Source organism: Halobacteriovorax sp. RT-2-3 (assembly GCF_047085075.1).
Taxonomy (GTDB): domain Bacteria; phylum Bdellovibrionota; class Bacteriovoracia; order Bacteriovoracales; family Bacteriovoracaceae; genus Halobacteriovorax_A.
In genome coordinates this window covers 1,141,359-1,167,581 of record NZ_JBKIYF010000001.1, presented here as the reverse complement: position 1 = coordinate 1,167,581, position 26,223 = coordinate 1,141,359, and the positions used below count along the sequence as shown (strand labels likewise).

Here is a 26,223-nt window from a genome sequence, read left to right as displayed (position 1 = left end):
AATGCGTTAATTAATGAGGGCATAATCTAACAAAATTGTTAAAAAGCTAAAAGAAGTTTGTCGAAAAAAGAAATTACTTCTTATGAAAATTGACACTTTAATAAGTTCCGTTACACCTCAAACTTTTGGCACTTTTCAAATTAAAGTTTGAAAAATCAGTATTTTTAAAGGCCAAATATTTAAATACAATGAAAAACATTTGAAATTTATAACTTACCAAGACTTGGTAGGGCCTAAATGTGAATTCAATACCTTTCAATTTTGTCTCGAATCTAAAAAAAAAATACTTTGTTGATATGAGTTAAAGGGCTAATTTTATATAGAATCTAACTAAAAACAGGTTAAAGTTAAGCTAAGAGTTAACCGATAAATAAATTAAGATTAATTCGGGGGGATATCTTGTCAACTGCCAAGAAATTAGATCAAGACAATATTGAGAAGCCAGCAACTTCTGCAGAAGTGTCAAAGGTTTCAGCTTCTTCTAAAGATGAAAATCCATCTAATGTTCTAGAGTTTTCTATTACGAATCAGATCAAAAGTGTTGATTTATCAAAGTTAGGTGAAAGTTCTGAAGAGAGCACTGGTAGTTTAAATAATCTTGATCTAAGTGCTAAGCCAGTAGGCGATATCACTCATACACAAATCTTAAATTTAGCAAAAAGTTCAACTGAAGTGGATGTGCTTGAGGCACAGGTGAAGTTAATCGCCCTTTTTGTATCTGAGGCCAGACTACTTGAGGGCGAGCTGAATAAGTATATTCACGCAATTCACAAACAAAGCCCACAGTCTAAGAAGTATCTTCTTCAAATGAGGAAAGTTGTTAAAGACTTTTCTAATATTGAAAAGATTCTTGAGAAGGCCAGGTCCGTAAAATAAGCTGGAATTAGCGACTTGCTATTTGAAGTAGCTTATCTTCTTTTGTCTTCTTTGAGTCACCCTCTTTTTTAGAATCTTTTTCATCTTTTTCAGGCCCTTGGTCTTCAACTGGAATACTCTTTAAGATCTCAGTTGCAGATACATTCATGTTAATACCAAGACATGCGATTACGGCCATTGCTAGTAAAAGTTTCATAATTTCCTCACGTATAGAATTATGCTTAGAATAGGAAGGATTTAGGCCTTAGACAAAGAGAATCGGTCCGGTGTAGTAATTTTTTTAAACATGTAAGATTGAGATGGGATTCTTACAATGGAGAGGACATTTTTAAGAGTGAGGGTAAGTTTAAGCGGTGCCAAACTTACCCTGAATATTTATTATTTTTTGATAAATGTTTCTAGAAACTTCACCCTTGTCAGTGCTGGTGGGTGAGAGTGGTAAAATGAGCTGTAAACTGGATCTGGAGTCAATGTACTAGCGTTATCCTTATACATCTTCACTAGAGCGTTAATAAGCTCCTGAGGATTTGAATGAATTGATGCAAATTCATCAGCTTCAAATTCATACTTTCTCGATGCCCAAGATGAGATTGGAGTAATAAAGAAAGTATAGATACCACTAACAAGTAAAAATAGAGTTAGGGCCATGTAAGTTTGAGTTGTATGTACTCCATGCATTTCGAAGAACCATGATGTTTGCATCAGCTGACCTAGGATAAAAAGACCAATGAAGCTGAAGACGAAAGCTTTAATCATCATTTTAAGGATATGCTTACGCTTGAAGTGACCTAGCTCGTGAGCAAGTACGGCCTCTACTTCTGAAGCGCTTAATGTATTAATCAGAGTATCAAAGAAGACGATACGCTTATTCTTTCCAAAGCCTGTAAAATAAGCGTTTCCATGTCCACTCCTACGTGAAGCATCCATCACAAAAAGCCCCTTACTTTCAAAATCGACACGCTTTAAAAGATCAAGAATTCGCTCTTTTACCTCTCCTTCTTCAAGTTCTGTAAATTTATTAAAAATTGGTGCGATAAAAGTTGGGTAAATCCACATAAGTAATAGTTGGAACACACTTAGAAATGCCCATGCATATGCCCACCAATACTGTCCTAAAGATTCCATGATCCAAAGAATTCCATAGATTAGTGGAGTTCCGATAATTAGTCCTAGCAGTGAGCCTTTAATCATATCCATTACGAAAGTTTTAAAAGTTGTTTTGTTAAATCCATACTTTTCTTCGATAACGAAAGTTGAGTAAAGGGCCTCTGGCAGGCCAAGTATTGAATTAATGAAACTGAATGCCAAAATGAAAACCGTTCCAGTTAATAGCGGTGATAATCCAAGTGTCAGAATTGATTTATTAAGTGCGTCAAGTCCACCACCTAGAGTCCAAACAACAAGAATAATATAGCCCAGGAAGTTGAACAGTTGTCCCTTATTAAGCTTCTCCATAGTGTAGCGAGCAGCTTTCTGATGCTCTTCTAGTGAGATCTTGTCAGCGAATTCTTCCGGTACAGCATTAAAGTGTTTACCGATATGTTTAATATTTCTCTTATCTAGGTAAGCCTCAATTAATCCTTTGATACAAAGGACTGAAATAAATACTTTTGATGCGATCGTAAGATTGACCATATGCTTCCTTTTTTTTAACTTCTATATTTGTTATGACCTCTATATCATGACAAAAAAAAAGGTATTTGCCTATGAATGTTCACCAAATTTATACCGATTCACCTCTACGCAATTACAACTACATTGTCGAAATGGGCAATGCAGAAGTTGCTGTAGTTGATCCTATCTATCCCGAATTAATCAACGAATGGTTGGCCAATAATGATCGTCAACTTGCAGTGATTTTACTCTCGCATGGACACTATGATCACGTGGCAGGTGTTGAGGCATTAGTAAAAGAGCATGGCGCTCAGATTTGGGGCCATAAAGATAGTTTTGAAACAATTGACCGCATACTCGTTGATGGAGAAAGAATTTCAACCGCATTAGGGGAAATGGAAGTCATCGAGACTCCAGGACACACGATGGACCACTTATGCTTTCTATTTTTTGAATCAGCTAAGCAGGTTGAGATCATTACAATGGATACGATTTTTAATGCAGGCATTGGAAATTGTAAAAATGGCGGCAATCTTGAAGTCTTCGTTAAGACTATTTTAGCACTTAATGAAAGAGTCGAGGATCAGGTTATTTTATGGCCTGGCCATGATTACATTATTAACAATCTAAACTTTACCTTGGCCAATGACCCAGAGAATGAGGCAGCTAAAGAGTTACTTGAGCGAGTGCAATCTGAAGGTAGCATTGGATTTCAAACCAATTTTGAAACAGAAAGGAGAGTTAACCTCTTCTTGATGACGAGTGATAAAGAAAGAATTAAAGACTTAAGAAAGAAAAGAGATAATTGGTAAATTAAAAACAATTAAAGGAGTTGATATGAGTTTTCCAAAAGTTGGAAATATGGCGCCAGCATTTACAATGCTTAACCAAGATGAGCAAAAAGTAAGCCTTAAAGATTTTAAAGGTGAGAAGAACGTTGTTCTTTATTTCTATCCAAAGGCGATGACACCAGGATGTACAACACAAGCTTGCGGTATTCGTGATTATAAGAAAGAGTTCGCAAAGGCCGATACAGTTGTTTTGGGTGTGTCTCCAGATGAGCCAGCACGTCTTGTGAAATTTATTGAAAAACAAAAACTGAATTTTGACCTTCTATCAGATCCAGAGCACAAGTCGATGGATAAGTATGGTGTTTGGGGACTTAAGAAATTCATGGGTAAAGAATACATGGGTGTTATCAGAACGACTTTTATTATTGGCAAAGACGGTCGTCTGAAATATGTAATGGATAAAGTGAAAACTAAGTCACACCATGAAGACGTACTTAACTGGATTAAAGAGAATCTATAGACTCTGTCTTTGAATTTTTAGAAGAGGAAGTATATGAAGGCCCTAATTTTATTTTTATTATTTTCAACGACTTATGCAGCAACAATTGAAGTGATGTCTTATAACGTTGAAAACTTATTCGATACGCAAAAAGATGAAGGAAAGAACGACTGGTCATACCTTCCAAAGAATACTAAAGGAAAAGTTGAAGCTTGTAAGAAGGTTTCATCTAAGTACCGTCGTGAAGAATGTTATTCTGCAGATTGGACTCAAGAGAAACTTGATCTTAAGCTATCTCAAATTAAAGACGTTGTTCTTAAAGAAAGAAAAAAACTTCCAGATTTATTAGTAGTTTCAGAAATTGAAAATGAAAACGTAATCGGACAACTTGCGAAAGTTTTAGGTTATAAGAAATTCTATACATCTAATTCACCGGACTACCGTGGAGTTGACCTTGCTGTTCTTTTTAATGAAACAAAAGATTTCAAGTATGTTTCAAAAAGAGAGCATGTTCTAAAGAGTGATTACTTAAAGAAGAGACCTTCTCGTAATATCTTTGAAGTACAATTTAAGTTAGGAAATAATGACTTATATGTTTTTGCTAACCACTGGCCAAGTTTAGGAAACCCTGATGAGGCAAGAGTAACAGCGGCAACAACTTTAAAATCTAGAATTGATGAAATCATGAAGAAAAATGCTAAGGCATCAGTTCTTGCTGTCGGTGACTTCAATACGATTCCAGAGCTAAAGGAAGCTGGCAATAAGCACCCAATGCGTGACGTTCTTTTAAAGGATGGAACGATAGTGGATGTTGAAAAGGTATTTCGCTCAGAAAAATCAAATGCAAAGAAAGTGCAAGAAATGCCACCGGGGACTTACTACTATGCTAAAAATTCTCAGTGGAATCACTTAGACCGCGTCTTTGTACCAAAGGTTATGCTAGGTGATAAGCATCCTATTAGAGTTGATTTAAAATCTTACAAGATTTATGCACCAGATTTTATTCGCCAACCTCAACCTCAAAGTGTTTATGAAGAAGACATTGAAGAGATGAGAGATCGCGGATTTAAAGTAGAGACAAAGAAAGTGCAAACAGCACCGAATCGTTATGATCACTTAGCAACTAAGAAAGCTAAGGCCGGATACTCTGATCACTTTCCACTTGTTTTCGAATTAAATTACTAAAAAAAGAAAGGCCCTTTAAAAGGGCCTTTCTTTTTTTATTTATCAAATACGCTGTTAAAATATAGTCTTGTACATTCTCTAACTGGATCAACACCAGCTGGGTTCTCTTGATAGAAATCCTTACACTTTTTCATGAAGTCTTGAGCATAAGTATCTTTCTTTTTTCTTCCGCGAAATTCAAAGTGAAAACCAACGTAATCAGGAGCAACAACTGGGTGAATCGACATATCCCACTTTTCGTTTCTTTCTGGGTTGTACTCACTTGCATAAATTAGTTTACCTGTTATGTGACCTACAAGAGCACCAATAGCAACATCACTTGCCCAGTGTGCACGGTCGTGAACACGTGACCAACCACCAATAGCTGCTGCTGTATAGGCAAGAACAGGGATGAATTTTGATTCATCTTTGTAGTGTTCTGCAATTACTGTCGCAAATGTAAAAGCTGTCGTAGTATGTCCCGAAGGAAATGAAACGTTATCGTTATCCCAATTAAATCCAGTAAAATCATTCTTATCTTCTGTTTTGTTTGGTCTAACACGGCTAAAAGTCATCTTAGCAGCTCTTGTGATTAGTCCCGATAATACAGTTGCCTTAAGTGCAACTTTTGAGATTCTTTTGATCTCATCATTTTGAATAACAACACCCAGAGCGTAACCTGCGGCAGAAAGTTGGATAGGGTAACTTCCAGCTTTTTCACCCCAGAAAGCAATTTCTTCTGAAACTTCTGTACGATTGTCTTGAGCAAATTGCATTAACTCTTCATCGTTATTAAATAGTAAAATTGCCGTACCAGCAGTTGCTCCAATCAGTGCAAGCTCGCCATTTGTAAGGCCAACAGGAAGCGTTTGATAAGAAGGAGCGAAAGTATATTCACCGTAACGGTTAATAATTCCATCTTCGGCGTAGCGAGGTTGAAATACACTATCTTCTCCCATTCCTGGGCAGTGACCATCTCTTAAGAAATCTTCTACTAAGCATTCGGCTTGAGCATTAATTACGAATACTAGGCATGCCAATATTCTTAAAAACTTACGTCCTCTCATAAATTCTCCCTAAACAAAATTATATTTGTGCCATTATATCTTGATAGGTAAATCACTAGTGTGTTTTTGTTGTATTTACATAGGGGCTACAAATTTTAGACAGTTAGATGGCGGTAATATATTTCCTCAATTTTTACAGATAAAATTAAGTTAAAATAGTTGAATGAGGGGAATTTTAATTCTAATTTTAACTATTTACGGCCTATGTGCATATTCATCAAATGACTTTAAATACCAAGATCGTTCGAATGATTTTAAAGGGTTAGCTAAGTCCCTTATTGCTGAATATGAGTATCAGGACTTCAGTGGCTTTTATCAAAACTACTCAGAGCACTTCTTGGCCAATCAAGTTTTTACTAAAGGAAGTGAAAGGTTCTTAATTAAGCTTGGACTAGAGGCAGATTCTAATCATTTAAATAAATTTATAGAACTTGAAAGAGGAGAGGTTGTAAACTTCAATGTTAATAGCACTCCAGTATCTATCTATTTTGAAAATATCTCAAAAGTTGAAAAATATAAGATCGTAAAAAGTGTAAAGGGCTTTGTTGCAAAACAGATTAAGAAAGGTAGCTTTAAGAAGTACACTCTCTTAGATCTAATTATTCCAAAGGCCCACGCATTAGAGTGTGAAAATCAGCTTGAAGAGATTGTTAATATCAATGATCTCCAAGCTCCAATTGATAAGTTCAATAAAGACTATCTGATGTCACAAGCAAGTGGCTGTGTACAGAAGGCGCTTAGTGCTGCATGGGCAAGGACTGGCGGGCTTGTTCAAGATGTTGGAAGTGGGATTTGGAATTTTATAAAATCTCCAGTTAAGTCAGCAAAGAAATTTTGGAATAGTGCAGTCGATACTTATGAGACAACAAAAGAATTCATTACACAAATTGATGAAAGGTTGGCCGCTCTTGGGGATGCCCTTGGCGCTATGTCAGTTGAGTCGCAAGTTCAATTAGTTTGTGCACTTGTGGGGAATTTAGGATCTAACGTTCTTCTTAATGTTATTATGAAAGGTCCACTAGGTCTTGCTAATGCTATGACTTCGTTAGCGGACTTATCAAAAAGGGTGACATCATCAGCAAAATTTCTCCAACTTCTTGATCAGTTAAAGAATGTTGGAAAGTTAGGAAAGGATAAAGTCGGGGAATTGATTAATAAAGTTCTTACGACAAATAATAAAGAGGGTCTTGATAAGGTAAATTCTCTTTCATCAGCTAATTACGTAAACCTTACAGTGGAGTATGCAGCATGCGCGCTTTAATTATATCAATACTCATCACTTCTAATTTCAATATTGCTGCTTCAGGAAAGAAGTGCAAGGACCTAGATGAAAAGGTTACAAGAGCGATCGAGTCTCAAAAGATAATGAGTCAAAGAGGAATTAAAGGCGAGATTAGACAGGAGATGACAAGTCTTCTTGATCGAGGTGTTGAGATCGATCCAATGTTTTTTCAACAGATGATTTATCGTAAAGGGTTCAAAACAAGTGGCTTTAAAGACAAAGGCCTTCTTGTGGGGCACGCAAAGAAGCACGGTGATGAATTTAACTTTGTAAGTGATAAGCAATACTTAAAAAATGCAGAGAAGTTTGCTCGCTCTAGTGATGATAACATCATCTCATTTAGAAGTAAGAATGATATTTATCGCTACAATCCAGTTTCAAACGAGTTTCAAGTTATCGAGCGCTCTGGAAAGGTCATCGGTACCTATTATAGGCCAGATCTAAGAAAGCTAAATGCTGCACGAAAACGAGAGAATTTACCCCCATTTAAAAGTGTAACTGAATGGTTCATTAAGAATAAATGGGAGCGTTTTGTTTTAAATAGTGATTTTAAAAAATAGAGAATAAATCATTAAAAATTTTGAAAGCATAACTTTTTGTGAATGCTTCAAAGTTAGTAAATCTCTTTTCAAAACTTTTTTCTTTTGAATTCTCTTGATACAGGTAAGCTGTTGCAGCTTCTGCAAACATTTCTTCAGGTGAAACTGTCGAGTATGCAGAAGGGAAGTTATCATACACTAATAAATCATTAGTATTTGTTAATCTTAGTTTGGCTTCAGAAAGATTAATTTCTGGATAATGTTGGTCGTTATTATGCTGATATGTAAAGTATCTTTCATTTAAAGACCAACCAACAGAGCTGATGAAATCTTGATATAGCTTTGGATTTTCTTTTTGAACAAAGTGAAAGAACTCATGTGTAAGTGTTAGATTGATTTCTTCATCATTCTTTAATTGATCTTTATAGATAACAACTTGTTTCCACTCTTCATCATACTTACCTTTTGTAAGCCAGTTCGTTGGATGTGTTGTTTCAAAAATGACGAATTTTAAATTTTGCGTTGTCTCAGTAAAGCCAATGTCGAGTAACTCTTTAACAAGACGGATTTGTTTCAAACTAATTTCTGCAGCTGGGATGATTAGGACATTATAATCATCATAAATCTCAAGTTGTAATGAACTTGCCTCAGATCTCTCTTCGTCAGTAATATTGTCGCTAAACTCAAAATCAACAAAGTCGATAATGCCATTGTTATTGATATCACTTCCTACTTTTGATTTATCCTCTGGAAATTCATCAATGATATTGTCGTAACCATCACCATCAATGTCATTATCCATAGCATCTGGGATTCCATCGAAGTCTTGATCGAGAAAGATGAAGTAGTTATCATTTCTAATCACATCTTTTTCTATGAAAGTTTGATTAATTGTATAGCGAAGCTTTTCATTAATAGAAATGAGATTGAAAGTTATTGAAAATGCACTTTTTGCAAAAAGCATCGAAATAGCGAAAATCCCTAAGGGCCAGAGTTGGCCCCTTAGAGAATTCTTAAATATGTTTTTTTTATTGAAAATCATTTAGCTAGTTAGTCCATTTCTTAGTGGTAGTGAGCTGACCAAATATCTGCCCATGCTTCAATAAAACCACCATGTCCACCAACTAGTGCATAAGATAGGATCGCAGCAGGGAAGTATAGAGGTCCAAGTAGTGCCGATTGTTTAGCATGACCAGCTTCGTGTCCAGAAGCGAAACGGTATCCTGAGCAGAAGTCTAATTCAAAAAGTCCTGCAGACATTTTACCTGGAACAATACCAAGTCCACATACGTCAGCGTAGATCTGCATTTTTGAAGCAGCAATTCTGATACGTGGAAGATCAAATTCAATCATTCTTGCATAACGGTATGGTGTTACTGCTTCAAGGAAGTTTATGAATAAGTTAACTCCACGGCTTACTGGAACTAGTAGTACTTTAGTTGCAACAAATGCTCCACCAACCATTGTGTTAATTAGACCCCAAGAAAGGTTTGAGGCAACAACAAATAGGTGCATAAGAGGGTGATCTGGATTCGCTGGGTCAAATAAAAGTGACTTCTTTCCAAATACATTTTCGTAAGTCATTAGGGCCTTATCAAATTCAGCTCTTTGCTCTTGTGTTAGAGCTTCTTTTTTATACTCACTGAATTTTTCAAGTTTTTCAGCATTTTCTTGCTTCCCAGTATTAAGAAGATTGTTGATATTTTCACTTAATTCTGGTGAAAGAATATTTGCATCTCTCATCGCCTTTAGCTTAGTAAGAGTCTTCTTAGCATCTTGGTCGATGATTTTCATCATTCCGATATAGGCCATATGCTGTTGAAGAACTTCAAGTTTGAATGCTTCATCATTTTCAGTAAAACGTTGCATTTTATCAGAAGAGATCTCTTCGATATAACCGATTGAACGTTTTGAATAACCTTCACTTAGATTTCTCATATAAGTAAGAGAGTAGAGTGCAAGAACTTCATTCTGCGCCATTTGTTCTGGTGTATTAATGAGACGATTATTTTCATCTTTACGGTAAGAGTCTTTTCCAGCATCAAAAGTAATCGCGTGAATATCAAGTGTTAGATCTTTTACTTGCTTCATCCAATTACGAATTTTCTCTTTACTCTCATTATATTTTTCAACTGTACGAACTCTTCTTTTGCGATCGTTAGAGCCATAAGTTTGTTTCGAATCAGTCCATGTCTCAAGCTTTGGAGCACTATTAATGAGTTTCGCAATTTGCTCAGATTTAATCTGTAACTCATTTGCCATCATAAGTTTAGAGTCAGATAAGTTTGATTTTTCAGAGCTTTCAAGGCTTAGCTTGAAATCATTAAAATGATTGTTGATGCCTTTATTGGTAACGACCTTACAAGATGCCATTTGAAGGCAGGCCAATACACATAGGGTAGTATTAGCAACTTTTTTAATTGCTGGTGACATAATCTCTCTCCGTTTTTTGGTTTACGGTTTTTTGGGAGTTATATCATTTAATTTGATTGAGTTAGTCGGGTTTGAAAACTTCTCGTAGATGTACAAAATTTAGTCAATAAATTGAAGATCAATTTCTTGAGCTAATTTATTCAGTAAGTACTTAACTTCAGGCACAAGACTAGGGTGTGCTTGAACAACAATGTCGCGATGGCCTTCGTGCTTGTCGCCTTCGATTGTTGAGTAGAAACATAGGCCTTCATTTGCTTCAAGTTGAAAGTAGAAATATGCTGATTCTTTCTTTGGTACTCTTACAATTGTTTTAAATATCTCACTCATAAAATACTCGACAAGTTTGTTTTTTATTTAGTTATTTGGCTTGGCAGTCTTTGCCTATGCACGAAATTTCATTGACTTAAACGCTTTGTAACCTAAAATATTATTAAAGGCCACTCTTTTATCAAGTCATGGAGGACTACAAGTGAAAGATTTCAGGAAGAGATTTCCACTCACTTCAGTATTAATTTTAGCTTTGGCAACGACATCTTGTTCGTGGTCAAAAAGAAAAACTCTTTTTGATGAAGAAGGCTATCCAATTGAAGAAGATAAGCAAGTAGCAGCTAAACAACAAATGGTTCCAAAGGCCCAGTACGATCAACTTCTAGAAAAGTACGACAAGCTTTTAAAAGATACTAAAGCACCAAGCTTAGCAGAGCAATACAAGGCCAAAGGTGGCAAAGAGTCTGCCGAGCAAGTACAGCTGAGTATGATTGATGATCTACAAGGTGCAAAAGGTAATAATGTTGCTGAGACTGTAGATGTTTTTGCTAATGAAGTGGTAGCACAAAAGAAGCAAGAACAAACTGACGATGTTCTTCTACAAAAAGAATTAAATCTTTTAAAACAGGCCGAAGGTTTAATGGCCCAAAATCGCCTTGATCAATCGTTAACAATTTTAAAAGATCTTGAGGGGTCAAGACATAGCCAAATTAAAGTAAGAGCAAAGTTTTATCTAGCAGAAATGCTTTTTGCACAACAAGAATTTGATCTTGCTATGCAATTATATGAAGAAATTCTTAGACAACACGCTTTTTCAGGTCTTGTTATTAAGAGTTTAGGAAGACTAATTGTTTGTACAGATAAATTAAAATTAGCAAAGAAGAAAGAGAAGTATTATTCAATCCTTCACGATTTCTTTGGTGAAGCATAGGGCATAGTTTGAAGAAGAAAAATCTAAGCTTATTCTTTTGTATCGTATCTCTTCTCATGAGCATGGGACAAGTGCGTGCGCAAGATGATCTTAAGGATCTAGAGCTTTTAGATGATAAAGACCTTCTTATGCTTTTAGAGGAAGAAACAGATCAGCCTCAGCAAACGGATGTTTCAGATGAAGTCCTTTCAGACGAATTAAATTCAATTAAAAGTGATCAAAAGAAAACACTTCCTGGCGAGGAAGTTCTTACTGATGAAAATCTTAAAAAGATTGATGCTAATAATTTAGAGAACGCAGATAATCTTGAAGAGATTGATATACTTGCAAAAGATGTTGATACAAAAACACAAGAGTCTAATGTTGATATTGTAGAGCCTGAAAAAGCTGCACAAAAAAATGTTAGTAATCAAAATGTAACAATTGATAAAAATCTTTTTAATGTAGGAAAGGAAGAGAAAGAGCTTCTAGATCTTGCAAAATTTGTTGAAAAGAAAATTCCAGAAGAAGAGTGGAATGAGCTTGCAACAGCTGCAAAAGTCGATAAGTATATCGTGCAAGATGGCGACTGGCTTTGGAAGATTTCACAAAATCTTTTTGGATCAGGTTTTTATTATTCAAAAATTTGGTCGATGAACCCTCAGATTACAAATCCACACGAAATTGAGCCAGGACAAGTTCTAGTATTTTCTACTGGTAGTGAGAGTTCTTTTCCAAAAGTTGCCTTTGGTTCTTTTGAGGATGATGGAAGTCAAGTTCGTCGTTCTGAGAACGTTAAGGTTGCTTCATCTGGTGCATTCTCAGCATATGGTGACGATATAAAATCAGATTGGTTAAAAGAGAGAAGGACACTTGTAAACAAAGGTGCATTCTTTCAATCACTAACAGAGTCTTCTTATGATGATGTTCTTTCAATGACTGAGATTGAGTTAAATACTGATTATAAAAAGTATGCGCCACCAATTTCTCGTATCATTATTGAAGAGCCAGATACTCAATATGACAAAAATGGTATTTCTTCGATTGAAAGACAAGAGATCACTGTTTCTCATGGATTCTATTTAAATACTTTTCTTACAACTAATCATATTCAAGATTTAGGTTATATCTCAGATAAGCAAGACGAGTCGGTTTTAATTCACAAAGACCAACATATCTACGTTAAGTTTGATAAGAGTGTACAGGTTAGGCCAGGTGATAAGTTTTCAATTTATCAACCAGATGGAAAAGTATCTCACCGTATCTCGGATCGTGAAGGTTTACGCTATACAATTCTTGGTCAAGTTAAGGCAATTCGTGAGTTAGAAGATAATAAGTGGGAAGTTGCTGTTGACGAAATTGTTGAAACAATTGAGCGTGGAGCTAGGCTTACTGTTTATACTCCAAAGATTGCTAAGATCTTTAAGACTTATAACCCACGTCGTATTGAAGCTGCGATTATCGGTTCTTATAAGCAACAAGATCGTGGGCTTGCCCTTGGAAGTGTTGTCTATTTAGACAGAGGTCGAGTTGACGGAGTTGAGCTTGGAAATGTTTTTGAAGTTTACTCTTTTATGGATAGAGGAACAGGAAAACAAATTAGTTCACAACCTACTTATGTAAAAGGTGAGGCAACTGTTATTACTGTAACTGATAACTTTGCTACGGCAGTTGTTTCTTATAGTAACTCAGGGCTTGATCTTGGAGATATTGCTCTGACAAAATCTGAAGCGACAGCAAAGATGGCCGAGCAGTTACGCAATAACACACGTGCAAAGAATCTTGGTAAGCAAGAAAACCTTGCTCTTGAAGAACTTGATGTTGAGCTAAACTTAGACAATCTTGGGGAAGATCTGCTTAAACAAGTTGATGAAATTCGTCTTGAAGAGGATGAACTTGAAGAACTTGAACGCCAAGAAAGAGAGAAGTCGATCATTAAGGAACAAGCTCGAGATCTTAAAGAACTAGAGAAGCTTGAGAAAGAATTGATTGATGCTGAAACAAAATTAAATGAGCAAAAGATCGACGAAGATACTTACTTAGAGCGTCAAGACCTGAATTTAATTGAGAAAGGTGTGAAGGCTAAAGATCCTAACGCACTACCTTCAATGAATGAAATTGAATCACAAGAAGGTCTAAAATATATGGATGAAGATCTGAACACTAAGGAAAACCCTTACGGATTGACTCCATATGACATCGAAGAAATTGAAGAACTATTGAATAGTGACTCAAATTAATCTATGCTAGCAAAAAATATGTTAAGATACCCTTGGTGCGTTCCTGTAACGCACCTTGTTTTTTTATAACAGGAGAAAGTGAACGTCATGACACAATCAGAAGTTGTGAGTGAAGCTACAACAAATGCTGCCTCTGACAAGGCCTCGAAAAAAGTAGCAAAAAAAACAACAAGTAAAAAGAAAACAACAAAGAAGAAGACTGCCAAAAAAACTGCCAAAAAAACAGCTAAGAAAGCTGCTAAAAAAACGGCCAAAAAAACAGCAAAGAAAGCTTCTTCATCTAAAGAAAAAGACTACAAACTAGTCATCGTGGAATCACCTTCAAAGGCCAAAACGATTAAGAAATATCTTGGCCGTGGTTTTCAAGTTGTTGCCTCAAACGGACACATTAAAGACCTTCCAAAGTCTAAACTAGGTGTTGATATCAAAGAAAACTTCGAGATCGACCTTGTTCCTATAGCTGGTAAAGCAGCAAAAATCGAAAGAATTCAAGAATTAGCAAAAGATGCAAGTGAAATCTTCCTAGCACCCGACTTGGACCGTGAGGGAGAGGCCATTGCATTCCATCTTGCTGAAGAAATTGGTAAGCGTAAAAAGATTAGAAGAGTAATCTTCAACGCCGTTACTAAGAATGCTGTAACGAATGCCGTTGAGAATCCAGTAGAGCTAAATGTTAATATGTATGATGCCCAAAAGACTCGTCGAGTTCTTGATCGTCTAGTGGGTTATAAGATTTCACCAATCCTTTGGGATAAGGTTCAACGTGGTATTTCTGCTGGGCGAGTTCAGTCGGTTGCCCTTAGAATTATTGTTGAAAGAGAAGACGAAATTAAAGCTTTTGTTCCAGAGCAATGGTTTTCTATCCATGGTGAAATGGAAAAAAATGGAACTCTTTTTGAATTCAAATACTATGGTGAAGATGCCAAGAAGAAAACAGAACTAACTGATGAAGAGTTCACAAAAAAAATTGTAAAAGATGTTAATGGGAAAGAGTTTGAAGTAATTGACGTTAAGAAACGTGAGAGAAAACAAAACCCAACACCTCCTTTTACGACATCAAAGCTTCAACAGGAAGCTGCCAATAAGTTAGGCTTCACGGCAAAAAGAACTATGATGGTTGCGCAAAAACTTTATGAAGGGATTGCAACAACTGACTTTGGTACAGTCGGTCTTATTACTTATATGAGAACGGACTCTGTTAGAACTGAGCCTGAATCATTAAATGCACTACGCGAATACGTAAAAGATCAATACGGTGAAAAGTATTTATCACCGGAGCCTATTGAATATAAGAAGAAGGGAAGTAGTAAGGTTCAAGATGCCCACGAGGCCATCAGACCGACATCTCTTGAATATACTCCAAATCAGCTAAGAGGTGATTTAGAGCCAGATGAACAAAAACTTTATGAGCTTATTTGGAATAAATTCATCTCTTCTCAAATGAGCCAAGCTGTTATTGATCAAACGGCCGTAACTTTTGAATGTGAAGGTCACTTCTTTAAGGCCAATGGTTCAATCATTAAGTTTCCAGGTTTTAGAACTGTTTATATGGAAGCTGCTGCAGAGAAAGCTTCTCGTCGTGGTGGAAATGATGATGAGGATGATAACGACACACCAAAGGCAACAGGTGAGCTACCAATTATTGAGGTCGGCGAACAAATGCCAGCAAAAAATGGACCTGCTGAGCAGGAACATTGGACTTCTCCTCCTCCACGCTTTAATGAAGCCTCACTTGTTAAGGCTTTAGAAGAGCAGGGAATTGGACGTCCATCGACATATGCTTCAATTATTTCAAATATTCAAGATCGTGGTTACGTTGAAAAGGTTGAAAACCGTTTCATGTCAACTGAGCTTGGAACTGTTGTTTGTAAAATGCTTATCGAATCATTCCCAGATGTCATGAACGTTGCTTTTACGGCCAATGTAGAAAAGCTACTTGATAAGATTGAAGACGGTGAAATTAAGTGGAAGAAGGTACTTAAGGAATTCTGGCAAGGTTTTGAAAAGACTCTTGAAAAAGCAAAAGAGGAAATGAAAAACCTCAAGAAGCAAGAAATCCCAACTGGAATTCACTGTGAAAAATGTGAAGACGGAGAGTATCTGATTAAGTGGGGACGTAATGGTCAGTTCCTTGCTTGTCGTAACTACCCGGATTGTACTTCTACTCACGATTTTAAAAAGCACCTTGACGGTAAAATTGAAATACTTCCAAAAGATTGGTTTAGAGATCCGTGCCCTGAGTGTGGAAAACGTCTTGAGGTTAAAAAAGGTAAGTTTGGTCGCTTTGTTCGTTGTGAAGAATATCCAAAATGTGAAACGACACTTCCATATACAATCGATGTAACTTGTCCAAAATGTAAAAAAGGAAAGTTTGCTGAGAAGAAATCTCGTTATGGGAAGATCTTCTACGGATGTACGAATTATCCTGAATGTGAAACAGCTCTTTGGAATGAGCCTAAAGTAATGGATTGTCCTGCTTGTGGATTTGGCGTAATGGGCGTTAAAGAAACAAAGAGATGGGGAAAACAGCTTCAATGTCCTGAGTGTAAACACTCTGTTGATTGGGAAGATACTCCATTTGCAAAAGAAGAAGCACAAGAGAATAAAGAGTAAATAATATGATCAATAAAAATATGGCCCTTGTTTTTTGCAAGGGCTTTCTTATGGGCATTGCCGACCTAATCCCAGGTGTATCTGGGGGAACAATTGCATTTATAACTGGTATTTATGACAAGCTTCTTGAGACTGTTGCGGCCATTGATAAAAATCTTATCAAAGATGTGGTGACATTAAATTTTAAAAATGTTTCAGAGAAGATTGATTTAAAATTCATTATACCTTTGGCAATAGGGATACTCGGTGCCATGCTTTCTTTAGCAAGGCTAATGCACTATCTAATCAATTATCACCCTGTTCCTACATGGGGATTATTTCTAGGTTTAATCTCAGCTTCAATCATTGTGATTGCAAGAGACTTAAAGGATCGTAAGAGCCCTGTGGCCCTAGCGATGGTGGCCCTAGGTGGAGCTATTGGTTTTGCTATTACACAACTTGTTCCGGTAACAACTCCAACTGACTTGTGGTTTATTTATATTTGTGGCCTTATCGGAATTACGGCCATGATCCTTCCTGGTATTTCAGGTTCATTCATTCTTTTAATTTTAGGAAAGTATGAATACGTAACAGGTGCTCTAAAAAATCCATTTCAAGAAGGTGCTCTCATTATCATTGGTGTCTTTGCTCTTGGCTGTTTAACTGGTCTTGTGAGCTTTTCTAAGGTTTTAAACTTCTTTATGAAGAATTTCCGCGAGCGCACAATGGCATTTTTAGTAGGGATTCTTCTTGGAACTTTATCTAAGGTTTGGCCTTGGAGAGAAGTGACAAAGTCTGTTGTGATTCGTGGCAAGACGAAGGTCTTATCAGAGAGCCTTTATTTTCCAACGGCCCTGACAACAGAAGATATTCTTGCTGTTGCGCTAATTGTCATCGGCTTCTTGTTTGTCTTCATTCTCGAGCGTAGCGCGAATAGAAACAACTAAAAATATTGTCTAGTTTAGTGACTTGACCTTTTATTTAATTCTCATTAACATCCGTTTGATAATTCAAACAAAAAGTTTAATAGGAGAATAAATGAAGAAGTTGTTTATCGCTTTAATTGCAGCAACTACAGTTAGTGCTGCTACAACACAAGAGCTAGAAAGAAGAATTGATATTCTTTCAAAAGAAGTGCAAAGCATGCAAGCTAAGGGCCTTTCGTCAAAGGTTAGCCTTGGTGGTTACGGTGAGATTATCTACACTGACAATAGTGAAGGTACGGCACAGTGGGATACGTTAAGAAATGTTCTTTACGTAGGTTACCAATTTAGTGATAAGTGGTCTTTCATGACTGAGATCGAAATTGAGCACGCTGACGAAATCTATACTGAATTTGCAGAAATTCGTTATGCTCACTCTGATCTTTTAAATTTTAAAGCAGGTCTTTTACTTACTCCAATCGGTATCGTAAACACTGAGCACGAGCCAACTCGTTTTATTGGTGTTAAGCGTCCAAGACTTGAAAATGCAATTATTCCAACAACAATGCGTGAAAACGGTCTAGGGATCTACGGTACTTGGAATAATCTTGAATATAAGTACTATATCATGAACTCTCTAAAGTCTTGGGATGGAACGAATGGTTTCTCTGAGACAGGTGTACGTGGTGGACGTCAAAAAGGTGCTCAAGCTCTTGCTGGTCACTGGTCACACGTTGCTAGAGTTGACTATGGTTTTGACTTTGGTCTAGATCTAGGGACATCAATCTATGTAGGTACAACTAACGGTGCAGCACAAGGTGAGCACAATATCTACGATGTTCATTTAGCATATAACTACAAAGGCCTAACAGTGAAGGCATTATATGTTTACTCAACTCTTGATGGTAAAGAATTCTCAGCAGCGACATCAAAAGTTGTAGCTGACGTAATGCAAGGTTACTATGTTGATCTAGCTTACAATATTACTCATGGTAAAACTTACTCAATTATGCCATATGTAAGATACGAAAGTTATAACACTCAAGATGAAGTTGACTCATCTGTTGGTGTAGCTGATAAAGCAAACGATAAAGAAAATATCACAGCTGGTATTATGTATAAGCCACTTGATAAAGTTTCTTTCAAAGCTGATTTCACAAAACTAAACAATGCATCTAATGCAGGTGAATCAGAAGAAGTAAACTTCGGGATCGGATGGGAATACTAAGATTTTCAAATCTATTCAATATAAAGGCAGTAAAGGGGATTTTCCTCTTTACTGTTTTTTTATTTCTGGCGAAGGGAGAAGCTTTTGCTGGAATCAAGGAAACTCTTTCAAAGAAGTATCCTGATTGTTCGTTTGTTGAGAAGTCTAAATTCTTAACAGATAAAGAGTTTGAAACAATCAAATCGAAGTATCCTACACGTGATATTCGTCGTTTTTACTCGTTTTTTAAGAGAGAATGTAAGAATGAAACGTCTTATGACTTCGTCTTTACAGATACTGTTCGAACGAAGAATCAAGTTCTCCATGTTCACGTGGTTAAAAATAATATTGAAAGTTTAGCGATTGTTAAATTTGAAGAGCCTTCAGAATATAAGGTGAAATCAAATTGGCTATCTCGATTTAAATCTCAGAAGCCTGATTCAATTGATATTGTTTCGGGGGCAACGCTTTCTTCAAATAGTACAAAATTTTTAGTATGGTTGTCGCTATATCTCCAAAAAGATATAATCTAGTTTAAGCTATGACTCCTTCAGAAAAGAATAACCTATTTACCTCAAATTACTTCATTGTTGTAACTGGTACAATCTATTTTGTGGCCAAGTACTTTATGGAGATTCAAGGAGAGTGGGGAGTTGAAACTCATCCTCTTTCTATTTGGATGCAAAAACTACATATCTTGTCGGTACCTTTTCTACTATTCTTTGTCGGTACAATCTTTTCAAATCATATCTACAAAAGAATTCTAAGTGGTTATAAAAAATCTCGTACATCAGGAATTTTTCTTATAGGACTCTTTGTTGCTATGAGTTTATCGGGTTATCTAATTCAGGTAAGTGATAATGATCTTTTAAGGCAATGGTCGGCCTATATCCACCTAGGAGTATCTTTAGTGTGGAGTATTGGCTTTACTTACCATCACATAACAGCAAATCGTTAAATTGAATTAAGACTGTTTTAGCTTACGATCAACCATTTCACCAATTACGTGAGGGCGAACTAAGTGGTAGGCGTAAAACATATGAAGACACCTAAGGTGATAAAAGTCTCTAAGTCCTCCGATTCCAGTATCTGTAATCATCGGCATCATATTATCTGGTAATTCGAGATTCATTTCTTTAAAGAGTTTTACTCTTTCATCACGATATGATTCATGAATAGCTTTAACTTTCTCTTTAAGTTCTTCATCTGCATCAATCATTGCTTGAAGTTCTTTTGTAAATCCTTGTCCCTCAATCTGACTAATGGCCTTGTAAACAACAGGATCAACTAGCCAGTAGATTGTTGGAAATGGAACCTTATCAACAACTGGAGTAACCTTTATTGAAGCAGGCCTTGCATCAGCTGTTCTTGCTGAAACCTCAAGAATACCTCTGGCCTCTCTTTTTAGAAAAGCTTCAATTTGTTCAATATCTTTATCAGTTACTTGTGTGCTCAAAATAGAGATGCTCCTATTGTGTAAAAAATTGAGAATGAATTAATATCTTCTCGTGCACTTTGTTCTTGCAGAATTTCTACTTTCGTTCGGTTTGTACGATCGACTAAAGTAGCCTTGTAAGATCGATAAGCGGCAACTGAAACTTCTGCAAAGAATGGAAAGTGATCAACTGTCTTTACTTGTTCAACGCCGATCGCAAGTGCTCCACCAAATGAATCATAATTAATCTTAAGTGACTTACCATTAGTATTAATATTAAAGTCATCTAGGTCAAGTGAGTTTAGAAGCCAGCTAGGGCCAAATTTGATATATGCTTTGAAAGTTTTGAATCCAATAAAGTCTAAAAAATCAATTTCGTAAACATCTGAGTTAATTCGTATCGTAGGAGTGATATTAAAGGATCTAAAATTTCCTTCGCCTTCAAGAACTCTATTCTCGTATGCGAAACGTAAGTCTCGTCCTCGCCCAAATGTTGTATGTGACTCAAGTCCAATCTCAATTCTTTCTAAGCGAAATGAAAATTGTGTATACATTCCAAGCGCTTTTGATTCTTCACGGTCTTCGATATCGTATTTATTTTCGTACTGATCGTCATCTAGCTCGTTAAAGATAGTATTTTGAAAAGTTACCCCTGCTCTTAGATAAAACTCATAAGGTCCTTTTTGTGCATAGGCAGAAGTTATAGAAAGTATGAATATTATGATCAGTTTAAAATTCTGCATGAAAGTAATATCCAATTGATTTCTTATCAATATTTGGCGCAATGACTGCGTATGATGTCCCTTCAAAAATTGAAGGAAATAAAGTCATCGGGTTAATAAGGTGACCAAAGAAATGCCCAACTTTACTATCTCCGTTAAGGAGTTGCATTGATAGTTTTTCGAATCCATAGCCCATAACCGCACCTAGTACAGGTGTTTGATAAAGGTCTTGAACAGAAGCTGGTTCAGTATAAACTTCGATGAGAAACTCAAAGATTGTGCTTGATACAAAAGTTAGTGCCAGAGCATCAGCGTATCGATAATTTCGGGCACGATAGTAAAGAAACATTTGAGAGCCTGTGTAAGGGTGAACCATATAGTTCCAAAAAGGCTCATCACGATCAAAAACTATTTTTCCAAAATTACTTCGGTAAACATCCCATGAACCTTCTTCTCTTACTGTATCCCATTGAGTTAGTGGATAAGCGATTAAAGAGATACCAAAGACGAATCCAACATCTTTAAAAATTTCTTCTTTAGTATGGTCTCGATCTTGGTAGAAATACTCTGTTTTTGCAAAAGAAGTTCTTTGCAGTGACAGGGCAAGTAATGTAAAAGATATAGAAATAATAAAGCTTTTCACGATGTGTTCTTATATAAATTAAGCTACATTATGGCCAATAATACATTGCGATAATTAAGCCAGTTAATCATAAATATGAAAAAATTAATCTATTCTTTAATAATTTTATTTACCTCTGTTCAAGTTATAGCTCGAAACTCAAATTATCTTATTTTTAATGAGAAAACCGATGGTCCTTGGTTTCCTATTCAGCTCTATATTAACGGTTCATTTGATGTCATTCAAAATCCTTACTGGTTCAATCAGAAGGACTATTTTGAGAAACATAAGATTGTTTGGAACAAGGTAAAAGATCCTATTCATTCGATTAAGAAGAATGGTGGCCTTGATACTTTATTAAAGGAAGAGTTTCTAAGTAATCGCGTCCTACCTAATATTTTTTTACATACATTCGGTGGAGCTTACGAGACTAAGAAGCTCATGGAATATTCTGATTACTATGGAATTAAATGGGCCAAGACTTTTTCGTTTATTGTGACCTATGCGATGCACTTTGGTAATGAGGCCAATGAAACAACTCAACCTGAAGTATCTGCACTTGATCATATTGCAGACTTATATATCTATGACGTGGCGGCATTTCTACTTGGATTAAATGATCCATTTATGAATTTCATGGTTGATGAAATGGGGATGACAACTTGGCACTTTATGCCAGTCTATGATGTTGAGCATGAGGACTTTTTTAACGTTGGTCTAAATTATATTATGCGTCCTAAGCTTCTACACTTTAATAAGTTTAGGCCGCTCCTTTATATGGGAATGATGAATCTAGTAGGGCTTACTTACGATAACGGAGATCTTTCTCATTCTGTTGCTGCGGGGATGGCCTTTACTGATCCACTAGAGCAGAAGGGGCGCTTTGCTTATGGTTACTTTCTTGAAACCATGGGAAGACAAGCCGCGTCACTATTAATGAACAGTTCTGAAGACTTTAGGGTTCGTTTAAATCTATATCCTGCATTATTTCATTTCTATGCTGATAGCGCGTCTAACTTCGCTCTAATGCTAGGGCAAACGAAGAATGATGACTTTGCCTTTGGAATAAATTATGAGCTGCCAATAAGTATTGGGAATCTTAACTAGGTTAAGATTAGCTTGCTTGCGTAATGCTGAAAGCGTACTATAGATGCGAAATATAGGACGATTTATGACGGTTAAAATTAATAAGCAAGCACTCAAAAACTATCAAGAAAAATACGGAAGTGATTCAATCCTTAATGTAAATAAAGGACTTGAGAAAGAGGGCCTTCGTGTAATGGTTGAAGATGGCAAGCTTGCAAGTTCCGATCATGACCCAAAATTTGGTTCAAAACTTCTTCATAAATGGATAACTACCGACTTTGCAGAAAGTCTTCTTGAGTTCATCACTCCTGTTTCAAAATCAAATGATGAAACTTTAAAAACTCTGGGAAATCTTCAACACTATGTTTTAGAACAAGATTCAAGTGAAGTCATTTGGCCATCATCAATGCCTTGTATCTTACCGGAAGATAAAGATATTAAGCTTGCTTACTACGGAGAGAGTAACTCTGGCCGTTTAAAGACTCTTTATCGCTCTGGTCTTGGCCTTCGCTATGGAAGATCAATGCAGGCGATTGCGGGACTTCATTACAATTTTTCAATGACAGATGAATTTTGGAAAAATTGGCATGAGTTAAGTGGAAGCTCTTTATCGCTTCAACTTTTTATTAATGAGGAATACTTAAATCTTTGTCGAAACTTTAGAAGTTATTCAAATATTCTCTTATATCTTTTTGGAAACTCTGTTTCTGTTCATGAGTCCTTCCTTAGTGGTAAGAAACATTCACTAGATGTGATTCATGAAGATGAGAAATATGGCAAAACTTTTGGCTCGAAAGAAGGGACATGCTTAAGGATGGGGGGACTTGGTTATACAGGTGCTTCTCAAAACGGTATTCGAATTTGTTACAACGGTCTTGATAGTTATTGCGATAGTTTAGAAGAAGCTCTGCAAATGAATTTTGCAGATTTTGATAAGATTGGTTTAAGGAATGAGAAAGGAGAGCTTCAGCAAATTAGCACTCACATTCTACAAATTGAAAATGAATTCTATTCAATCATTAGACCTAAAAGAATTGCTCCTCCTGGCAAGAGTGCTCTTGCTAGCCTAAGAAGCAAGGGGATTGAATATATTGAGGTTAGACTTCTCGATCTTAACCCATTTGCAAAGAATGGAATTACCAAAGTTCAAATGGACTTCTTAGATGCATTCTTATTGTCGTGCTTATTCTTGCGAGCGGATAGATGCAATCGTGAAATTTATAATGAGATTGAGGATAATAATCAGCTTATTGTTAGGCAGGGAAGAAAGCCTGGCCTAGAAATTAGCGTTGATGGTGAGAAAAGAAATTACCAAGAATATCTAGCAACATTCTTTAATCAAATGGCCGAAGTCATTGATGCTATATCAGATGGTGAGCGTAAGAAAGCATTACTTTTTGCTATTGAAGAGCAACGTAAGTTAATTGATCCTGCTAACACTCTTTCACAAAAAGTATTTGATCTTGTTTCAAAGAAAGGTCATATTCAGGCGATGAAGGATCTTGCGCTAGAGCATCGTAAGGAGCTGGCCGCTGTAGAAGTAAATCATGTATTTCAAGAAGAATTAGAGCTTGAGAAGAATGCATCGATGCAGCGTCAGGTGGACTTTGAGAAATTAGACGACGTAGACTTTGAAGAATACGTCGCCGCTTATGTTGCTTCTAGTTTTTCAAAATAACGATTGAATAAAAGTTAGCACTAAGTAAATTAAACCAAATGCAATTGCTAGTAATGTTAGATTTACTGTATGTTTAATAATTTTATATAGCGCCAGGTTTGTTTCTTTTAGAGTTCTTACTTTTAAAAGAGTAGGTGTTACTGCTCCAAAGATGGCATTAACTAGTCCTCTTTGATCTCCCGGAACATTTGGAACGAGAGTAATTCTCATAATCAGCTTAAAGATAAAGTTAATGATTTTTCCTATGATATTCGTTGGGCGATCAACTTCAAGCATAAGGATGATTCTTTCATTTTCAGAATTGTTGAAAGCAAAGTGAAGATAGGTCTCATCAAATAGTAGGGCCTCTCCATCGCGCCAAGAATAGTCAGTTCCATCAATATTAATATAACAACGATCATCGTTAGGTGTTTTTAAACCTAAGTGGTAGCGAAGTGAAGTGGCAACTGGATCTAAGTGCTTTGTTAGTTTTGATCCTACTGGAAGAATTGAGTACATGGCACCGTTTACACCAGGAACTTTAGAAACAAGTTCAACTGTTTTTGGACACAGCTCTTTTGCTGACTTTAAAGTCGTTCCATACCAAGTAAGATAAAATTTAGACCAACCGTATTTATAAAAAGTTCTAAAACCAATGTCGTAATATGCACTTGAAGTTGGATCTTTTACTTTATCAAAATATCCATTTTCTCTAAGGTTCACCGCCTCATCGCGAATTGTTTCCCAGTTATCTTGAACTAGTTTTAACTCTGGAAAGTCTGCAAGATTCATTATTGGCTTAGCTGCTCTCTTCTTAGTGAACATATAAAGTAGGCAGTTAAGTGGTGCAAAAATTGGCCAGCCTTTGCGGAGATAGAAGTTTAAGCTCTCATATCTTTCTGTTCCACGGTAAGCGTAGACATAGCCCATTGAGGCAATACCAAAAAGAAAGAGAAAAATAAGTACAGATATAACGCTAATAGTCTTATCCTCGTTTAAGTTTAACAATTAGAATCAAATATACCTCAAGGAGCCGCTTTCCTCCATGATTTTTCTCACTATGTGTAATGTGTCATTTTAAATTTTGCGCTCTTTGCAAACTGTTCACTCTAGCTCAGGATGCTTAACAACGCCTTTATAGATTGGCTTACATTTTCCAACGCCGACAAATTGGAATGTTGAACTAGTTACACTTGAGACTGGGGCCGTGGCCGTGTCGAGGAAGGCCTTGGTTTTTGAAATTTCTGGTTTTGAAAATGTTCCCTTAATTATCTGTTGCAGTTCCGGGCAATATTTTTCATCAATTACTGAAACAACGAGATCTTTAAAAGTTTGCTTCTCAATATTGGCTCCACCTTGAGCAATGATTAAGTGCTCTTGTGTTGCCACTGCAACATCTTCAAAGATTATAAGATCTCCCGTAAGTGTTATTGCAGCATTGACTTGCTTAAGGTTTGTGTCTCCTCCTCGAAAACCTCCAATCGTTTGTCCAAGGCTGGCCGCACTTGTATAGAGAAGGCCTATTGGTCCTAAGGCCAAGACGGCCGCGGCGTCGATGATTCCAATATTGCGAGTGTCTAAAAAATTTGTAATAACATCATCAACCCTAAAGCCTTTTAAGACTAAGTTCTTTCCTGAAACACTTGCTTTGATATCACCATTCACTTGTGCATTGATGTTAATTAATCCAGAGAGCCCTAAAGATGCATCAAAGTATTTAATGACATTGTTAATATCAAGATCGTTATATTTGAAACGAATATCTTCTAGATTTACTAAGTTAAAAGTTAGGTTACCTCGATTCTTAGAACCAAAGTCAGGAATAAAAATTTGGCTTACTTCAATTATTGTCCCTTCTTTCTTATGAACAAAGCAATTCATACTTTTAAGTTTGAATTTTTGTAATTGAATTTCTTGTGCCCTCACTTTTATTTTGGAATTTAGCGCCTGCAAATAGCGATCGATATTTTTTGCATCGACATCAATTTCTAAAAAGTCGATATTAACAGTTTTGATTTTTAATATATTCTTTTCATCTATTTGATAGCTCAAGTTATGGAGGGCCCAATGGCCTATACTGATTTTTTCAACTTGCTCTATTCTTACTCCCGCCATGGCAAGAGACTTTTTGATCACCCATTTATAATTTAGGATAAGAATGACTAGGCCAGTGATGAAAGTAAGGGCCAAGCCTATGAATATCTTTTTATATATTTTTTTCATGAGTAAATTGGTCGGTCATTGTTAAATAGTTTGTATTTGTCACAATTAAAACACATAAGAACATCATCTAAAAT

The 26,223-nt window shown here is 36.3% G+C and carries 26 protein-coding genes; 15 read left to right on the top strand and 11 right to left on the bottom strand.

What is annotated here, in order from left to right; translation table 11 throughout:
• Positions 1-399 precede the first annotated feature (399 nt).
• Complete coding sequence (locus tag ACMAYX_RS05460; protein WP_103216524.1) at positions 400-876, top strand: hypothetical protein; 477 nt, start codon at positions 400-402, stop codon at positions 874-876.
• Between the two features lie 7 nt (positions 877-883).
• Here ACMAYX_RS05460 and ACMAYX_RS05455 read toward each other — a convergent pair whose 3' ends face one another.
• Both ACMAYX_RS05455 and ACMAYX_RS05450 read right to left on the bottom strand, forming a co-directional pair.
• Entirely contained in the window at positions 884-1,072 is a 189-nt protein-coding gene (locus tag ACMAYX_RS05455; RefSeq protein ID WP_103216525.1) for a hypothetical protein, read from the bottom strand.
• A 182-nt stretch (positions 1,073-1,254) separates the two neighbouring features.
• A complete protein-coding gene (locus ACMAYX_RS05450; protein ID WP_103216526.1) occupies positions 1,255-2,511 on the bottom strand; it encodes a M48 family metallopeptidase in 1,257 nt (418 codons plus the stop codon).
• Positions 2,512-2,582: 71 nt separating this feature from the next.
• Here ACMAYX_RS05450 and ACMAYX_RS05445 point away from each other — a divergent pair, with 71 nt between their 5' ends.
• The 3 genes from ACMAYX_RS05445 to ACMAYX_RS05435 are packed head-to-tail and all read left to right on the top strand — an operon-like array spanning position 2,583 to position 4,965.
• Entirely contained in the window at positions 2,583-3,302 is a 720-nt protein-coding gene (locus ACMAYX_RS05445) for an MBL fold metallo-hydrolase (protein WP_392991075.1), read from the top strand.
• A gap of 25 nt (positions 3,303-3,327) precedes the next feature.
• Positions 3,328-3,801: a thioredoxin-dependent thiol peroxidase gene (bcp, locus tag ACMAYX_RS05440; protein WP_103216528.1), complete on the top strand. Its 474-nt coding sequence runs from the start codon at positions 3,328-3,330 to the stop codon at positions 3,799-3,801.
• A gap of 33 nt (positions 3,802-3,834) precedes the next feature.
• Complete coding sequence (locus tag ACMAYX_RS05435) at positions 3,835-4,965, top strand: endonuclease/exonuclease/phosphatase family protein (RefSeq protein WP_103216529.1); 1,131 nt, start codon at positions 3,835-3,837, stop codon at positions 4,963-4,965.
• A gap of 35 nt (positions 4,966-5,000) precedes the next feature.
• Here the strand turns inward: ACMAYX_RS05435 and ACMAYX_RS05430 are convergent, their stop codons facing one another.
• A complete protein-coding gene (locus ACMAYX_RS05430) occupies positions 5,001-6,011 on the bottom strand; it encodes a phosphatase PAP2 family protein (protein ID WP_103216530.1) in 1,011 nt (336 codons plus the stop codon).
• 163 nt (positions 6,012-6,174) lie between these two features.
• Between ACMAYX_RS05430 and ACMAYX_RS05425 the strand changes: the two genes are divergently transcribed.
• On the top strand, positions 6,175-7,272 hold the full coding sequence (locus ACMAYX_RS05425) for a hypothetical protein (protein ID WP_412471652.1): 1,098 nt from the start codon (positions 6,175-6,177) through the stop codon (positions 7,270-7,272).
• Positions 7,260-7,853 carry a hypothetical protein gene (locus ACMAYX_RS05420; RefSeq protein WP_103216532.1) on the top strand — a complete coding sequence of 198 codons (594 nt, stop codon included), beginning with the start codon at positions 7,260-7,262 and terminating at the stop codon, positions 7,851-7,853. The genes ACMAYX_RS05425 and ACMAYX_RS05420 overlap by 13 nt, the downstream gene beginning before the upstream one ends.
• Here ACMAYX_RS05420 and ACMAYX_RS05415 read toward each other — a convergent pair.
• The 3 genes from ACMAYX_RS05415 to ACMAYX_RS05405 all read right to left on the bottom strand — a co-directional run bounded on the left by ACMAYX_RS05415 (position 7,843) and on the right by ACMAYX_RS05405 (position 10,592).
• Positions 7,843-8,796, bottom strand: coding sequence for a thrombospondin type 3 repeat-containing protein (locus ACMAYX_RS05415; RefSeq protein ID WP_103216533.1), 954 nt, complete (start codon positions 8,794-8,796; stop codon positions 7,843-7,845). The genes ACMAYX_RS05420 and ACMAYX_RS05415 overlap by 11 nt on opposite strands.
• Positions 8,797-8,894: 98 nt before the next feature.
• Positions 8,895-10,265, bottom strand: a complete 1,371-nt coding sequence (locus tag ACMAYX_RS05410) for a hypothetical protein (RefSeq protein ID WP_103216534.1) — start codon at positions 10,263-10,265, stop codon at positions 8,895-8,897.
• Between the two features lie 99 nt (positions 10,266-10,364).
• Entirely contained in the window at positions 10,365-10,592 is a 228-nt protein-coding gene (locus ACMAYX_RS05405; protein WP_392991082.1) for a DUF4911 domain-containing protein, read from the bottom strand.
• 142 nt (positions 10,593-10,734) lie between these two features.
• On the opposite strand from ACMAYX_RS05405, the gene ACMAYX_RS05400 reads away from it, so the two are divergent.
• From ACMAYX_RS05400 to ACMAYX_RS05370, 7 genes are all read left to right on the top strand, one after another.
• A complete protein-coding gene (locus ACMAYX_RS05400; RefSeq protein ID WP_103216536.1) occupies positions 10,735-11,463 on the top strand; it encodes a tetratricopeptide repeat protein in 729 nt (242 codons plus the stop codon).
• A gap of 8 nt (positions 11,464-11,471) precedes the next feature.
• Positions 11,472-13,682 carry a LysM peptidoglycan-binding domain-containing protein gene (locus ACMAYX_RS05395; RefSeq protein ID WP_392991085.1) on the top strand — a complete coding sequence of 737 codons (2,211 nt, stop codon included), beginning with the start codon at positions 11,472-11,474 and terminating at the stop codon, positions 13,680-13,682.
• 87 nt (positions 13,683-13,769) lie between these two features.
• The gene (topA, locus tag ACMAYX_RS05390; protein WP_412471651.1) at positions 13,770-16,295 is read left to right on the top strand and encodes a type I DNA topoisomerase; all 2,526 of its coding nucleotides are present in this window, start codon (positions 13,770-13,772) and stop codon (positions 16,293-16,295) included.
• Positions 16,296-16,300: 5 nt separating this feature from the next.
• Positions 16,301-17,221 (top strand): DUF368 domain-containing protein, encoded by a 921-nt coding sequence (locus tag ACMAYX_RS05385; RefSeq protein WP_412471650.1) that lies wholly within the window; start codon positions 16,301-16,303, stop codon positions 17,219-17,221.
• A gap of 91 nt (positions 17,222-17,312) precedes the next feature.
• Complete coding sequence (locus tag ACMAYX_RS05380) at positions 17,313-18,425, top strand: hypothetical protein (RefSeq protein ID WP_103216540.1); 1,113 nt, start codon at positions 17,313-17,315, stop codon at positions 18,423-18,425.
• Entirely contained in the window at positions 18,413-18,937 is a 525-nt protein-coding gene (locus tag ACMAYX_RS05375; protein ID WP_412462902.1) for an FMN-binding protein, read from the top strand. The genes ACMAYX_RS05380 and ACMAYX_RS05375 overlap by 13 nt, the downstream gene beginning before the upstream one ends.
• Before the next feature lie 8 nt (positions 18,938-18,945).
• Positions 18,946-19,362 (top strand): hypothetical protein, encoded by a 417-nt coding sequence (locus tag ACMAYX_RS05370; protein ID WP_103216542.1) that lies wholly within the window; start codon positions 18,946-18,948, stop codon positions 19,360-19,362.
• A gap of 6 nt (positions 19,363-19,368) precedes the next feature.
• Here ACMAYX_RS05370 and ACMAYX_RS05365 read toward each other — a convergent pair whose 3' ends face one another.
• Genes ACMAYX_RS05365 through ACMAYX_RS05355 form a run of 3 tightly spaced genes read right to left on the bottom strand, consistent with a single transcriptional unit; the run spans position 19,369 to position 21,204 of the window.
• Positions 19,369-19,860, bottom strand: coding sequence for a DUF501 domain-containing protein (locus ACMAYX_RS05365; protein WP_412470842.1), 492 nt, complete (start codon positions 19,858-19,860; stop codon positions 19,369-19,371).
• Positions 19,857-20,582: a hypothetical protein gene (locus ACMAYX_RS05360; protein WP_392991092.1), complete on the bottom strand. Its 726-nt coding sequence runs from the start codon at positions 20,580-20,582 to the stop codon at positions 19,857-19,859. The genes ACMAYX_RS05365 and ACMAYX_RS05360 overlap by 4 nt, the downstream gene beginning before the upstream one ends.
• Positions 20,569-21,204 carry a DUF3943 domain-containing protein gene (locus ACMAYX_RS05355; RefSeq protein ID WP_392991094.1) on the bottom strand — a complete coding sequence of 212 codons (636 nt, stop codon included), beginning with the start codon at positions 21,202-21,204 and terminating at the stop codon, positions 20,569-20,571. Before ACMAYX_RS05355 ends, ACMAYX_RS05360 begins: the two co-directional genes overlap by 14 nt.
• A gap of 75 nt (positions 21,205-21,279) precedes the next feature.
• Here ACMAYX_RS05355 and ACMAYX_RS05350 point away from each other — a divergent pair, with 75 nt between their 5' ends.
• Positions 21,280-22,290, top strand: coding sequence for a hypothetical protein (locus ACMAYX_RS05350; protein WP_412471649.1), 1,011 nt, complete (start codon positions 21,280-21,282; stop codon positions 22,288-22,290).
• A gap of 64 nt (positions 22,291-22,354) precedes the next feature.
• Positions 22,355-23,947 (top strand): glutamate--cysteine ligase, encoded by a 1,593-nt coding sequence (gshA, locus tag ACMAYX_RS05345; RefSeq protein WP_412469834.1) that lies wholly within the window; start codon positions 22,355-22,357, stop codon positions 23,945-23,947.
• Here the strand turns inward: gshA and ACMAYX_RS05340 are convergent.
• Positions 23,939-24,934 carry an aspartyl/asparaginyl beta-hydroxylase domain-containing protein gene (locus tag ACMAYX_RS05340; RefSeq protein ID WP_199177502.1) on the bottom strand — a complete coding sequence of 332 codons (996 nt, stop codon included), beginning with the start codon at positions 24,932-24,934 and terminating at the stop codon, positions 23,939-23,941. The two genes, gshA and ACMAYX_RS05340, sit on opposite strands and share 9 nt — an antisense overlap.
• Positions 24,935-25,030: 96 nt before the next feature.
• Positions 25,031-26,149, bottom strand: a complete 1,119-nt coding sequence (locus ACMAYX_RS05335) for a hypothetical protein (protein WP_412469832.1) — start codon at positions 26,147-26,149, stop codon at positions 25,031-25,033.
• Positions 26,150-26,223 lie beyond the last annotated feature (74 nt).